Source organism: Pedobacter paludisoli (genome assembly GCF_052344095.1).
In the GTDB taxonomy this organism is placed as follows: Bacteria; Bacteroidota; Bacteroidia; order Sphingobacteriales; family Sphingobacteriaceae; genus Pedobacter.
The window spans coordinates 4558830-4571037 of record NZ_CP179926.1; the positions used below are offsets into that span (position 1 = coordinate 4558830).

Consider the following 12208-nt stretch of genomic DNA (forward strand, 5'->3'; position numbering starts at 1 on the left):
TCTGAAATTAAAACGTAATAACCAGTTTACCGATGGTGCTACCTGATTCTAATTGTTGGTGAGCAGCCTTTAAATTTTCAGCTGATAAGCCTTTTAAAATGGTGTTTACAGTAGATTGCAGTGTGTTGTCATTCAACCAATTTGCCATTTTATTTAAAATATGGTGCTGTTCAATCATGTCATCGGTTTGAAACATCGATCGGGTAAACATCAATTCCCAATGCAAACTTGCGCTTTTGCTTTTTAACTGGCGGATGTTCACAGGCTGTGTAGGGTCGCTGATGGTACCGATTTGTCCTTGCGGTTTAATAAGTTCGACGATGGCCTCCCAATATTGATTTAAATCGACAAAATCGAGGATAAAATCAATGTTTTGAAAACCAATTTCTTTCACATTGTGCACTAAATTGGCATGATTAACAACATGATCGGCGCCCATTTTTTTGCACCAATCTACAGAATCCGGGCGCGAAGCGGTTGCCAAGGTGGTTAACCCAAAAATCTTTTTGGCAATTTGTATGGCGATGGAACCTACGCCACCAGCTCCACCGATAATGAGAATGGATTTACCTTTGTCTTTCTCAGGATGTAAGCGCATTCGATCGGCTAAAATTTCGTAGGCTGTTAGCGCGGTTAAAGGCACAGCAGCGGCAGCATCTACCGGGATATTGGGTGCAAAGCCAACTATGCGTTCATCCACCAATTGATATTCCTGATTGCTTCCACTACGGGTAAGATCGCCGGCATAAAAAACTTTATCACCTTTTTTAAAAAGTGTAACCTGATCGCCTATGGCTTCAACCGTGCCTACTGCATCCCAGCCAATTATTTTTGGCTGCTCTTGTTGTTGGTCTTTTAAACTGCTCTGGCGAACTTTATAATCAACCGGATTAACCGAGATAGCATCAATTTTTACCAAGAGATCTTTTCCCTGCGGATGCGGTATCTCCAGTTCAAAGTCAATAAAACAGTCTGTATCAGTAAGAGGTTTCGAAGTTTTAAATCCAACGGCTTTCATAGTAAGGTTTTTTAATAGATGGATATGTGTATTGCGTATAAAAATAGGATTATTTACGACATCATTTTCGTTAATTCTGTCTCCAGACGGTCAAAGTTCTCTTCATTTTTGTCCACCACATAGGGTCTAAGTTTTGCACACGCTTCAGCGGTTTCAAACAACATTTTGAAGGTTAGTTTGGTTTGGCTTTCGGTTAAGGAATCGAAGGTGGCTAAAATCTGGAAAAGCGGCTTTGAATGTCGTTTCCAAGCAATTAAAGCGGGTGCTTCAATTTTAATAAATTCGCATTCATTGGGGTAGTTACCTGTATCAGGCCCATGCATAGTGAAGCTCCATTTTCCGCCTACGCGAAAATCAAATTCATGAAAGCTATTGCTAAAGCCTTTAGGTCCCCACCAATTTTTTAAGTGTTCGGGGTCAGACCAAGCACGAAAGAGAAGTTCTCTTGGAACATTAAAACTCGTGTATTCACGATTTCGCTTTCGGGTGTGGTTTGGAGTATTTCAGTTGTCATCTGCCGTATTTTTAAAAAAAAGTTAACCCCTGCAACCATTACTGTGTTGCAGGGGCAAGATAAAAATAAGCAATATTGTCTTTTCAGCAAGCTGCTATTTTAAAATGATTTCATCGGCAAAGGTCATGCAATCGAATTTTGATCCTGCCGGGTGCCATTCTGGAAGCTTACCATAGTATTGCGCTACTACTTTAATATACCGTGTTTTGAGGTTTTTAAATGAGGCTTCGAATGGGTGTCTTAAATTGCCTTTAACTTCAGGTGCGATGGTATTTTGAATGGTTTGTACCAATGTGTATTCATCTTGAAGGTTCTTTTTCGCAAAAATCTCTACCTTTTTAGGCAAAATAACCCATGAAGTAGTATTTTGGAAGAAAGCCATTGAGAATGTATGGATGTTTTGAACGGAATCTAAATCCAATTCGATATTGATATCTTGACCGGAATAGGCTTGCCAAAGACCGCTTCTGATGTCATTGTCCGAACCGAGTTTACCATCCAATAAACCGTACTTTCCGCCGCCATCGTAACTTGGATGGTAGGGTGAATAGTTTGAATTTAATTTAGCTAGTTTTCCAATTGCTTTGTGATAGATGAGATCGACTTTTGAAATAGAATAGGCTTTCTCCTGTTTGATGACGCGCGCCTTGATTTGGACATCTTTGTTGATGTAAATAGGCTTGGTGTATAAATTTGATTGGGATGTTACGGTATCCTGATTCAAGGAATAATGAACCGGTAAAGTTCCAAATAATGAGCGCATGCTAATCATACGGCCTTTAGGATAAAGTTTTTCAGATGGTGTGATGATGGTATATCCTTCCAAGTCGATGAGGCTTTGAATCAATTGATCATATTGTTTCATGTTCACATCTAACCATGAATCGCGGTTTTCTAAATGCCATAAGCGCGCATATTCTGTTTTAAGTTGTCTTGCGCGTTCAATTAAATTAGCGGTGTTGGTTTGGATAGCCGTTACAGCAGAATCATTTTGATTTTTGGTGTTTAAATACTGATCGATTTCTACGCGCAAAAGATTTTTATCCAAGGTAAAATCGGCCTCTTTCATCGCAAAAAGAAGATAATCGAGTGTAATTTTATTTTCTTTAACGCGCGGTACTATTGCTTTTACGTTATTTACAAGTGCTGCTAATTGGTTTTTTAGCGCAAGGTTTTTTGTTTTTTGTTTTTCACCGATGTAATCTTTGTAAATGGGGAAAATAGGTTCAAAGAGGCGATTGTTTTTTAAAATTTCGCGAACGTCCGATTGATGCAATTTGGAGAAAGCGGTCATTGTTTTGGTTAAGGAATCAGCCGTTAAACCATAAAATAGGGCATCATATGCAGTATTAAACTGGTTAAACAACGTTTCTTTTTCTTGCTTCGAGATGTCTAAATTGCCGGGATTGTTTGGTGCTTTCCAACTATTTTGAGCCCCCCAAACAAATCCATGCCAGTTGTTTTCAAAGAAATTTAAGCCGCCATCGTCCCACGAAGTGTTAAAAACACCTTTGGCTCCTAGCGCATAACCATCGCGAATAAAATTGTAAATATTGGTTTTGGCCGCCTCGTAATTTGGGAAGATGTTACTCCAACAGTTGATGCCGGGAGCTACCCAAAAATTGAGTCCTTGCGCAGCAATGGGTTTAATAGCATAGTCAAAATTATCGGCAGGCTGGTAGGCCCAAGGAATGACTGTGATGTCTTTGGGTAGCTGCGGGATGATTTCAGGATGACTGACTGCAATATCGCCCCACATGATTATTTTTTTGTTAAAGGGCGTGAGGATGGTGTTCAGTCGGTTGATGTGATACGCATAAATTCCACCCAGGCCTATGCTATCCATCATTTTTTTCGATTTCCCTTCGCCTAGTCCGAATGTTTCATCGCAATTGATATTAAAATATTCGCCACTGAAAGCAGGTACAATTTCTGAATAAACATCTTTCAAAAAGGTATAGGAATCTTCAAATGCGGGAGATATAATGTGGTTGTTTTCGCGCAAATATTCGTATTTGGGATTGGCTAAGGTTTTAGCCATGTGTCCAAAAGATTGATAACTTCCAATCAGTTCAATATGATATTTTTTAGCAAATTGGCTGAGTTCTGCTACTTGTTCTTGTGTAATTCCATCCGCAGGAGCGATGGAAGGATCTTTTTTGAGCTTAAACACATGTTCAATGTAAAGCGAGAAATAATTAAGCTTAAATTCGGCCATGGTCATGATTTGCTTTTTTAGCATGTCCATGCTTGGAATAGGTCCTCTGCTGATATCATCTTGCCAAGCTCTTACAGCAATATTTGGGTAATCAAAAATGGATACGGTTGGTAACTGATTTCCTGAACGATTGGCTTTTATAACTTGTTTAAGCGTTTGCATGCCATAGAAAAAACCCGTTTGGTTCTTTGCATAAATGCTTATTTTTTGTGGCGATATCTTTAAAAAGTATCCTTCCGTACCCATTTTTTCGGGATTACTGAAGTTGTTTTCGCTTAATAGTTTTTGTGTTTGCTTATCCGATTTTAGTTGAATGAATTCAATGCTGTTTTTTTTCCCCCGTTTGGCTATTGGAAGTACAAAATTCAATTCCTTTTTAATGCAGGCATTTAATTCCTCAATACAGAAAAGATCGACTGACTTTGCAACGATTTGCGTTTTGTTGTTCAGGTTAAAATGAGCATCGCTTAGGTTTAGGTGCTGCGGGGTAGGAATTAATTTTAATTGCGCATAGGTTACGATGATAAATAGCGAAAAGATTGTGCTAGTAAAGATTTTTTTAAGCATGCTAATTGGCTAATGTATTGATGGAAGACAAAATACAAAAAATAATTAGTAAATCGATTTAATTGTTCAACTAGTAAAATTTCTTTGTTTGTTGAAAATTCTTGCTGAAAAGGGGATAGGTTAACTTGGCCGTTTTGGGTGGAGCGAAGCAATCCATCTTTTTTAAGGACTGCTTCGTTACCCATGATTGTAAATTTAATTGGGGAGAAAGATTTATTTAAAACACCACTTTTACCACATCTACTTGTGTAGAACGCTTGTTTGCCGGGCATGAAATGGTTAATTTTCCGTTGGCATGGGCAAAGGTTAAAGCTTGGTTTTTTTCTAATATTTTTACTGATTTTGGTTTGTTCGGGCAAGTGAGGGTAATTTCCATGTCCTTAGCAGGCAATTGTTGTTCAGGATATGCACCATCTTTACCAAACTCAGGGATTAAAAATAAATAGCGTTGGTTTTTGTTTGCCGTTGCCGGAACACTCGCCGCTTCAGTAGCAGGTAGAGCTGTGGTTTCTTTAATCGCTTCTCCATTTACGACCATCCATTCTTGTAAAATAGCTAGATTTTTATATGTCTTATCAGACATTTTGCCGGTCGCATCGGGACCAATACTCAATAAGTAGTTTATGTTTAAGCTACTCATGGCCGCTAATTGTCCTTCCACGTATGCCGGAGCTTTAAATGGTAGGGTTGTGCTGTTGGTCCAGCTAGTTGTCCAGGTGTTGCAAAATTCACCCCATCCAGCTGCTGGTTTTGTAGGGGCTTCTCTTTCAAACGTTACAAAATCACCTTTACCATGTAAACGCGGGTTAATCACAATATCGGGTTGTATTTGTAGAATTTCTTCACGGGTCATCACTTTTCCACCATTGGGGATGCTTGGCTGTCCGTCAAACCATAATAAATCAATTTTACCATAGTTTGTCAGTAATTCGGTTATTTGACCGCGGATGTAGGTTTTGAAATCTGCATAATGTTGTTGACGTTCAGCATCTGTTTTTTGAGTTGTTCTCGGGTTTAAATCGGCATCCAAGGACTTAATTTTAGGTTGCGAGGCAACGGCCTTGTAATACAAAAAGTTCATGAATCCTTGGTCGAAATACCAATCTGGTGGCGAGTAATATAAGCCTACTTTTAAATCATACTTCCGGCAAGCATCAACAAATAATTTCACGAAATCTTTGCCGTCGCCATATGTTTTGGTGTTAAAATTTCCGTAGGCTGAAGGCCAAAGTGAAAAACCCTCGTGGTGTCGGACAGTGAAAACAGCGTAGGTAAAGCCTGCTTTTTTGGCTTCTTTAATCCATTTTTCTGGTTCGAACGATTGCGGATTAAAATCGCGTGCCATTTCCCAGTATTGATTAGGGGTTAAGTTTGGTCGATCCGTGTATCGATTGTACTCTTTTTTAGTAATAATTTCTTGAATTTCATCATCTGACAACGTTTTTCCGGCCAAGCCTCTTCCAGGAATCATCGGCCAGGAAAGATCCAGATTTTTTACCGAAGAGATTCCCCAACAAACGAACAGACCTAGTTTGGCTTCGGGATACCACAAGGTATTGGGACGTATTTTAGTATTTACCGTATTGTTATTGGCCATGTTAATCATACCATGTTCCGCTTTGACGGTTTCTTTGTCTTTGGTGGTCTGCGCTTTTACGAAAATAACGCTCAAGCCCATGAATAGGGAACTTGTGAGAAAAGTTCTAAATTTTATCATATGGATGGAAGAATAAGGATGCTAATTTTAAAATGGATTTATCAAGTAAACTCTCTTTGATTGAGTCAAAGTAATTATTTCTACAAAGCATACACGTATGGAAATTTTTGCTGAAAAAGGAATAGGTTAACTTGACCGTTTTGGGTGGAGCGAAGCAATCCATCTTTTTTAAGGACTGCTTCGTTACCCATGATTGTAAATTTAATTGGGGAGAAAGATTTATTTAAAACACCACTTTTACCACATCTACCTGTGTAGAACGCTTGTTTGCCGGGCATGAAATGGTTAATTTTCCGTTGGCATAGGTAAAGGTTAAAGCTTGGTTTTTTTCTAGTGTTTTTACTGATTTTGGTTTGTTCGGGCAAGTGAGGGTGATTTCCATGTCCTTAGCAGGCAATTGTTGTTCAGGATATGCGCCATCTTTATCAAAACTAGGGATTAAAAACAAATAGCGTAGGTTTTTGTTTGCGGTTGCCGGAACACTGGCTATTTCAGTAGCAGGCAAGGGACTTGTACCTTTAATCGCTTCTCCGTTTATGACCATCCATTTTTGTAAAATAGCTAGATTTTTATACACTTTATCAGACATTTTGCCGGTAGCATCAGGGCCAATGCCCAATAAGTAATTCATGTTTAAGCTACTCATGGCCGCTAATTGTCCTTCTACATAAGCTGGCGCTTTAAATGGGAGGGTTGTGCTGTTGGTCCAGCTGGTTGTCCAAGTGTTGCAAAATTCGGCCCATCCAGCTGCCGGTTTTGTAGGGGCTTCTCTTTCAAAAGTTACAAAATCACCTTTGCCGTGTAAGCGCGGGTTAATCACAATATCGGGTTGTAACTGAAGTATTTCTTCACGGGTCATTACTTTACCACCATTGGGAATGTTTGGCTGTCCGTCAAACCATAATAAATCAATTTTACCATAGTTTGTCAGTAATTCAGTTATTTGACCACGGATATACGTTTTAAAATCAGCATAATGTTGTTGACGTTCCTCCTCTGTTTTTTTTGTAGTTCTTGGGTTTAAGTCTGCATCAAGAGGCTTAATTTTAGGTTGCGAGGCAGCAGCCTTGTAATACAAAAAGTTCATGAATTCTTTGTCGAAATACCAATCTGGTGGCGAGTAATATAAACCTACTTTTAAACCATACTTCCTGCAAGCATCAACAAATTTTTTCACGAAATCTTGGCCATCGCCATATGTTTTGGTGTTAAAATTTCCGTAGGCTGAAGGCCAAAGTGAAAAACCTTCGTGGTGTCTGGCGGTTAATACCGCATAGGTAAAGCCTGCTTTTTTGGCTTCTTTAATCCATTTTTCTGGTTCGAAGGATTGTGGATTAAAATCACGTGCCATTTCCCAATATTGATTAGGGGTTAAGTTTGGTCGTTCCGTGTATCGATTGTATTCTTTTTTGGTAACAATTTCTTGAATTTCGTCATCTGATAACGTTTTTCCGGCTAAGCCTCTTCCCGGAATCATGGGCCAGGAAAGATCCAGATTTTTTACGGAAGACACTCCCCAGTGAATGAAGAGACCTAGTTTGGCTTCGGGATACCACAAGGTATTCGGACGTATTTGAGCATTGACGGTTTTGTTATTGGCCATGTTAATCATACCATGTTCCGCCTTCACGGTTTCTTTGTCTTTGGTGGTCTGCGCTTTTACCAAAACAACACCCAAGCTCAGGAATAGGGAGCTTGTGAGATAAGCTTTAAATTTCATCATGTGAATAGAAGAATAAGGATTCCTAAATTTAAGTTAGATTAGCGAGTAAACTATCTTTAGTTGCTGCAAATTAAGGTAATTATTTTTACAAAGTGTACACGTATCAAAAATTGTCGAGAAAGGGGATGTCAATACAAAGAAAAAATAATTAACTTCGACATTCGTCGCTTAATTATTGAGTTCCATAAACGAATTATTTACCTTGTTTTCCCTATGAAAATGTACATTCTGATGAAAGACTCCATTCCTGATAAGCTTGTTCCTGTGATAGCTGCACATGCTTCTTTAGCGTGTTATAAGAAGTATGAGACAAACCCTGATATGAATACATGGATAAACGGAATATTTAAAAAGGTGGTTTGTTTGGTTAATGACGCAGAGTTTGAAAGATTAAAAGCCGAAGAGAATGTAGTGGTTTTGACGGAATCAGCGTTGAATGATCAAGAAGTTTGTGTAGCTTTTTGCCCAAGGGAGGAATATCCAAAACCTTTCAAGTTTTTAAGAATGTGGACTCCACAGCATAACGAATAAGCATTCAAGTGTATTAGAAATTCAAAATTCTACATCAATATTGCTATAATTTCCATTTTCAAAATGATTCCATCAACGCAAGCACTGATAACGTACTTAACATGTGATGAAAAAGAACAGCAGGCTGCTGTGGTTGATTCTTATGTGAAGTCTATCCTAAAATTAGGGACAAAGGAAGATGCTTTGGCTCTGTTACCCGTGTATTTGGATAATTTCGATGATTTTCGCTACAGCGATTTAGTAACCCTGTTTGTTCAATTTGGCGATAACTCTTTTGCTGAAAAAATTTTTTCACGCGTTTTTATCGATAATCAATTGGTTGAAGGTGCGGACCCCTACTTATTGGAAGTATTAGGCGTGTTGAAGTTCGAACCAATCAAAAGCATTGCTTTTGAATACGCCTTTCAGCTGCAAGAATCGGATTATTACCTCCAAAAATATGCTGTTTTGTGTTTGTTAAATTTTGATTGTTCTGAATACATCGACACCCTTAAAACAGCTATTGAGGATTGTTTGCATAAAAATCTATTTTCGGAATTTGTGCCTGCGCTGGTCAGCAAAATTCCGAATCCCAGTTCGTTGCTTGAAGAATTGTACGAATCTGGGGAGAGCATCGCATCAACCGATTGTAATGCCGGGATGGTTTTGGGATTTTCCCTTTGCGGGGATGAAGGTAGAACGTATTTCAGGAAAATGTTGTTCAATCCGAATTGGGAAGCCAATTCAACTTCAACCGGAACATTGCGTTATACGTACCTTGGATTACAACAGCTAAATATTTCGTTTGCGGAACTTTATGAAGAGATTAAAGCCATGAGCGATTTACAAGAAGTTTCTTATGCGTTAGAAGTTCTTTTCAGTTTATTGGACTGCCGAATGGCTGATTATACCTCCAGTGTAACAGAAAGTTTTATTGATTTGTATACACTATTTTTTTCTCGTGAAAGTCCAACACGTTCCAACAACTTAATCGATGTTGCGGATCGTGTTGGAAAAGAAATGAAGGCCTATGAATACGAAGCAAAAATAGAAAAGAAAATAACAGAAGATATTATTTTGATGAATACTAGCTTGTTAATAGAAGGTAAGTATTCAGGTCACAAGTAATATCTGTTTATCATTTCTTGAGCAGCAAATCGATCGCAAGGCCAATAATAATTACGACTATATAAAAAGAAATGCAACCTAAAATATACGCTGCCAAAGCCTTCAAGTAACTACGTACGTCTTTCTTGTCAAAAAAATTGGCAATGGCGAAGGTTATATATAAAATGGCTAAAATTCCTGCTACTGGCATCATCTTTACATGGAAGATTCCTTCTAGAATAGAGAAAAGAGCAAAAATGAGCATGCCTATTCCTATTGTAAAACACAAGAGGATAATAATTTCATACAGATTGAAATCATATTTTTTAAAGAATAGTTTGATGAAAAACGCGATGAATATGCCCATTAAAATATTTGCATAGCCGTAATGGCCTTGAATCCAGGTCATGATTTTTCCTATCGCAGATTTTTCAAACCCATTTTGTTGAAGATACTGTTCTTCAATATGGAAATAGTGCGTTAGAATCGAATACAATAGGGAAGTTATAATAATAAAAATGATGGGTTTAACCAATCTATTTCTATTGTCTGTTAAAAACTCTCGTACACTTTTACCCGGCCGTATAAAAAGTTCTTTAATGGTATAGAGGATTCCTTTTTCAAAATGGAGAACATGTTCAATTTCGTGTTTGATGTAGTGTGCGTCAATTCTTTTAAGTTCTGCAGGTTGCCCACAATTAGAACAAAATTTTCCTGCTAGTGCCGTGTTGCAATTGTTACAGTTTTTATCCATACGTTAATTTGAATTCGTTTCGGAGGTTGTTTTCTAATTTTTAGTTTAGTTGATCTTATACAAATCTATCGAATAATAATAAAGGTACTAGTATATTTATGTGAACATTACTGCAGCTTGGTGTTAAATGTTCAATTTCGATAATTCTTTTTAACTTTAGTGCAAAAATCTGCTGATGGATTCTTCCGATTGCACCATTGCGAATAGATAGTCCGTTATCCACTAAATTATCGCTCTGATCCTGTAAACAAATCCAGCCATTAGAGAAAATCAAGGAATAAACAGAGGTAGTTATGAAAATAGCTTTCTTTCAATGTGTTGGCTAAAATTAAATCAAAAACAAATTCAATTATAAAAATGAAAAAAATAATACTGTTACTTCTTATACTATTCATTACAAAATTTAACTATGCACAAACTGTATTGCTTGATAGTTTGGTTCAAAAGAATGGTTTTTCCTTTAAAAATAATCAAGACAGTTCCTTTCAGGGAAAAGGATGGGAGGTTTTGCTAAACGAAATAAAACAATCGAATGCTGTTTTGCTGGGAGAAACTCACTTTACAAACGAAATTCCCTATTTTACCAATGCGATTGTTAATGAGGTTAAGTTCGATAATTATTTTATTGAGGTTGATCCATATTCTGTAGATATCATCGAAAGAAAAATTAAATCGCTATCAAACGAACAGCTTAATTCTTTTGTTAAAACATATAGTACAAACTTTTCTTTTTTGGAGTATGAACCTGAGTTCGCGTTGTTTAAGCGTTTGGTTAAAAGTAACACCAAAATTTATGGCGTCGAACAAATCAGCATTTTTGCTGATCAGATGATCATTTCAAGTTTAAAAGAAACATCAAAAAATAAAGAAGCAATTGCAATCTATGAACAAATGCTTCAGAATTCCAAGCTAGCCGCATCTAAAGAGGGCATGGAAAAATATTATTTATTATCCGAAGACTGCCTTCAGAAAATAGACGCGCTATTGAAGCTAAAACTTTCTGACAAAGAGCGGAAACAAATGGAAGATTTAAAACTAAGTAGAGAGATTTATACGAACAGAAATCATCCCTTAAGGATTCAACTGATGAAAAATATCCTGGTAAATCAAATGGCCGATTGGAGGAACAAAAAGAATCTTTTCAAATTTGGTGCAGTTCACGTGCCAAAAGGTGAAACCATCTTAACAAAAACTGATATATACGATATAGGCAGTTTAGTTTGCAATATTGAAGAAGCAAGCTTTAGAAAATCCTTACATATCATGCTTGTTGGAAAAGAAGAGGATGAAAACGATACCAATAGTTTTAAATCTTTTCTAAAGCTGGTAAACGATGACCAATGGCACTGTTTTGATTTAAGGCCTTTAAAGAAGTCTATTTTAGAAAATAAGCTACAAGTAAATGATGTTTATTTGTCTAGAGTGATAAAAGGTTATGACTATCTTATTTATTTTCCAAAAGTTACTAAAAGTAAAGAGATCTCGAAATAATACGAACGCAAATCTGCAAAACGTCTAAAAACTTACCATGGTTCTACAATATCATGGTAAGTTTTTGTGTTTATGATAAACTTTCAACCACAGTATAATAACTAATTTTAGGAAAGGCAGTAGCGATTAGGTAATTCCCAAAACAAAGTAAATTATAAAATTATTTGTATTTTGTAGTCGTATATATTATATTTGCGACAACAAAAAATATAAAAAATGAGAAGATTAGAATTTGCATCTCTTCAAGTGGGAGATTTAGAAGTTTCAAAAGAGTTCTACACAACAAAATTAGGATTTGAAGTATCTGAAATGTCAAATCCATATGCCTACGTTTTTAAATTCAACAAAGGCGAAGCAAGTTTTGCAATTAGAACACCAATGACAAACTTAGACGGAAAAGAACTTGGCGTTGGAGCTTCACTTTGGTTTGCTATTGATGGTACTATTGAAGATTTTCTGGCAGACTTAACCGCAAAAGGAGTTGCAATTTTAGGAACAATCAACAATACACCATTTGGAAAAACAATAATTGTGAAAGACCCAGACGGCTATGTTTTGACTTTTTTACAACCAAACGCATAAAATTTTT

At 37.0% G+C, this 12208-nt stretch carries 10 protein-coding genes and 1 pseudogene; 4 read left to right on the top strand and 7 right to left on the bottom strand.

Features of this window, described 5'->3' with window-relative positions; genetic code table 11:
• Nucleotides 1-7: 7 nt before the first annotated feature.
• The 6 genes and pseudogenes from ACJVDK_RS18755 to ACJVDK_RS18780 all read right to left on the bottom strand — a co-directional run bounded on the left by ACJVDK_RS18755 (nucleotide 8) and on the right by ACJVDK_RS18780 (nucleotide 7757).
• Nucleotides 8-1018 (bottom strand): zinc-binding alcohol dehydrogenase family protein, encoded by a 1011-nt coding sequence (locus tag ACJVDK_RS18755; RefSeq protein ID WP_443938195.1) that lies wholly within the window; start codon nucleotides 1016-1018, stop codon nucleotides 8-10.
• 53 nt (nucleotides 1019-1071) lie between these two features.
• Nucleotides 1072-1413, bottom strand: a pseudogene (locus ACJVDK_RS18760) (SRPBCC domain-containing protein); the annotation flags it as partial.
• 213 nt (nucleotides 1414-1626) lie between these two features.
• Nucleotides 1627-4317 (bottom strand): glycoside hydrolase family 20 zincin-like fold domain-containing protein, encoded by a 2691-nt coding sequence (locus tag ACJVDK_RS18765; RefSeq protein WP_443938196.1) that lies wholly within the window; start codon nucleotides 4315-4317, stop codon nucleotides 1627-1629.
• Nucleotides 4266-4502, bottom strand: a complete 237-nt coding sequence (locus ACJVDK_RS18770) for a hypothetical protein (RefSeq protein ID WP_443938197.1) — start codon at nucleotides 4500-4502, stop codon at nucleotides 4266-4268. The genes ACJVDK_RS18765 and ACJVDK_RS18770 overlap by 52 nt, the downstream gene beginning before the upstream one ends.
• 32 nt (nucleotides 4503-4534) lie before the next feature.
• A complete protein-coding gene (locus ACJVDK_RS18775) occupies nucleotides 4535-6034 on the bottom strand; it encodes an alpha-L-fucosidase (protein WP_443938198.1) in 1500 nt (499 codons plus the stop codon).
• A gap of 223 nt (nucleotides 6035-6257) precedes the next feature.
• A complete protein-coding gene (locus ACJVDK_RS18780) occupies nucleotides 6258-7757 on the bottom strand; it encodes an alpha-L-fucosidase (protein ID WP_443938199.1) in 1500 nt (499 codons plus the stop codon).
• A 213-nt stretch (nucleotides 7758-7970) separates the two neighbouring features.
• Between ACJVDK_RS18780 and ACJVDK_RS18785 the strand changes: the two genes are divergently transcribed.
• Together ACJVDK_RS18785 and ACJVDK_RS18790 are read left to right on the top strand one after the other, a co-directional pair.
• Nucleotides 7971-8288 carry a hypothetical protein gene (locus ACJVDK_RS18785; RefSeq protein WP_443938200.1) on the top strand — a complete coding sequence of 106 codons (318 nt, stop codon included), beginning with the start codon at nucleotides 7971-7973 and terminating at the stop codon, nucleotides 8286-8288.
• Between the two features lie 63 nt (nucleotides 8289-8351).
• Nucleotides 8352-9395 carry a hypothetical protein gene (locus ACJVDK_RS18790; protein ID WP_443938201.1) on the top strand — a complete coding sequence of 348 codons (1044 nt, stop codon included), beginning with the start codon at nucleotides 8352-8354 and terminating at the stop codon, nucleotides 9393-9395.
• Nucleotides 9396-9405: 10 nt separating this feature from the next.
• Here the strand turns inward: ACJVDK_RS18790 and ACJVDK_RS18795 are convergent, their stop codons facing one another.
• Entirely contained in the window at nucleotides 9406-10128 is a 723-nt protein-coding gene (locus ACJVDK_RS18795) for a DUF3667 domain-containing protein (RefSeq protein WP_443938202.1), read from the bottom strand.
• Nucleotides 10129-10485: 357 nt separating this feature from the next.
• Here ACJVDK_RS18795 and ACJVDK_RS18800 point away from each other — a divergent pair, with 357 nt between their 5' ends.
• Together ACJVDK_RS18800 and ACJVDK_RS18805 are read left to right on the top strand one after the other, a co-directional pair.
• Nucleotides 10486-11619 (top strand): hypothetical protein, encoded by a 1134-nt coding sequence (locus tag ACJVDK_RS18800; protein WP_443938203.1) that lies wholly within the window; start codon nucleotides 10486-10488, stop codon nucleotides 11617-11619.
• A gap of 216 nt (nucleotides 11620-11835) precedes the next feature.
• Nucleotides 11836-12201 carry a VOC family protein gene (locus tag ACJVDK_RS18805; protein ID WP_443938204.1) on the top strand — a complete coding sequence of 122 codons (366 nt, stop codon included), beginning with the start codon at nucleotides 11836-11838 and terminating at the stop codon, nucleotides 12199-12201.
• Nucleotides 12202-12208: the final 7 nt, after the last annotated feature.

Bases quoted from the DNA above. Each gene is read 5' to 3' on its own strand.
- ACJVDK_RS18790 (WP_443938201.1), top strand. From the start codon at position 8,352: ATGATTCCATCAACGCAAGCACTGATAACGTACTTAACATGTGATGAA.
- ACJVDK_RS18765 (WP_443938196.1), bottom strand. From the start codon at position 4,317: ATGCTTAAAAAAATCTTTACTAGCACAATCTTTTCGCTATTTATCATC.
- ACJVDK_RS18795 (WP_443938202.1), bottom strand. From the start codon at position 10,128: ATGGATAAAAACTGTAACAATTGCAACACGGCACTAGCAGGAAAATTT.
- ACJVDK_RS18770 (WP_443938197.1), bottom strand. From the start codon at position 4,502: ATGGGTAACGAAGCAGTCCTTAAAAAAGATGGATTGCTTCGCTCCACC.
- ACJVDK_RS18805 (WP_443938204.1), top strand. From the start codon at position 11,836: ATGAGAAGATTAGAATTTGCATCTCTTCAAGTGGGAGATTTAGAAGTT.
- ACJVDK_RS18800 (WP_443938203.1), top strand. From the start codon at position 10,486: ATGAAAAAAATAATACTGTTACTTCTTATACTATTCATTACAAAATTT.
- ACJVDK_RS18775 (WP_443938198.1), bottom strand. From the start codon at position 6,034: ATGATAAAATTTAGAACTTTTCTCACAAGTTCCCTATTCATGGGCTTG.
- ACJVDK_RS18785 (WP_443938200.1), top strand. From the start codon at position 7,971: ATGAAAATGTACATTCTGATGAAAGACTCCATTCCTGATAAGCTTGTT.
- ACJVDK_RS18780 (WP_443938199.1), bottom strand. From the start codon at position 7,757: ATGATGAAATTTAAAGCTTATCTCACAAGCTCCCTATTCCTGAGCTTG.
- ACJVDK_RS18755 (WP_443938195.1), bottom strand. From the start codon at position 1,018: ATGAAAGCCGTTGGATTTAAAACTTCGAAACCTCTTACTGATACAGAC.